Raw genomic sequence first — 1067 nt, 5'->3', positions numbered from 1 at the left:
GGGGGGTGGTAGGTGAGGGTGCTCGCGATTGTGTGGAACTCGTCGAGGATGGGGTCCATGTGGGGTGAGTGGAATGCGTGGCTGACCTTGAGTTCTTTGGTTTTGTGGCCTGCCGCGCGGGCCTGTCCGGCGATGTGCAGGCAGAGTTCGCGGTCGCCGGAGATGACGGTGGCGTGGGGTGCGTTGTGGGCGGCGATGGAGACGAGGTTTTGGTGTCCGTCGAGGAGTTCGGCCAGTTCGGTGGGGGCGGTGTTGATGGCGATCATGGTGCCGCCGGTGGGTGCGGTTTGCATGAGGCGGGCGCGTGTGGTGACGAGGGTGGCGGCGTCGGGGAGGGTGAGGACTCCGGCGAGGTGGGCGGCGGTGAGTTCGCCGATGGAGTGGCCGATGAGGTAGTCGGGGGTGATGCCGTGGTGGGTGAGGAGGTGATGGAGGGCGATGTGCAGGGCGAAGAGTGCGGGTTGGGTGTAGCGGGTCTGGCTGAGGAGTTCGGGGTGTTGGTCGATCACGTCGCGCAGTGGCGTGTCCAGGTGCGGATCGAGGTGGGCGCAGGCGTTCTCGAAGGCATCGGCGAACACCGGGTGGGCCAATCGCAGTTGCCCACCCATGCCGGGTCGTTGGCTGCCCTGCCCGGTGTACATGAACGCGACGCGACCGGCCGCGGGTGTGTGGTGGTGGCGGAGCGTCGTGGTGCTCACCTGGCCCTGGGCCAGCGCGGTGAGGCCGAGCAGGAAGTCCTCGCGCTTGTCGGCGACGACGGCCGCGCGGTGGTCGAACGTGGTCCGCCGGGTGGCGAGTGTGTGCGCGACGGCGATCGGATCGAGCTCGGGATGTGTGTCGATGTGCGCGTGCAGGCGCTGCGCCTGGTCCCGGAGCGCTTGCGGGTTACGGGCGGAGAGAAGCCATGGGACGGGGCGGGCGTCGCCGGTCCCGGTGGTCGGATCGGCCGCCGACACCGCGTCGGGTTCGACGGTGGGTGCCTGCTCGATGATGAGGTGGGCGTTGGTGCCGCTGATGCCGAAGGAGGAGATGCCGGCGCGGCGCGGGTGGTCGGTCTCGGGCCAGGG

General features: G+C 69.3%; 1 protein-coding gene. It reads right to left on the bottom strand.

What is annotated here, in order from left to right:
* On the bottom strand, positions 1 to 1067 hold a 1067-nt coding region (locus ACZ4FV_RS52480; RefSeq protein WP_465328581.1), incomplete at both ends, for an acyltransferase domain-containing protein.

The sequence above is a fragment of the Embleya sp. NPDC025285 genome, from assembly GCF_055558835.1.
This window is presented reverse-complemented; position numbering and strand designations above follow the sequence as displayed.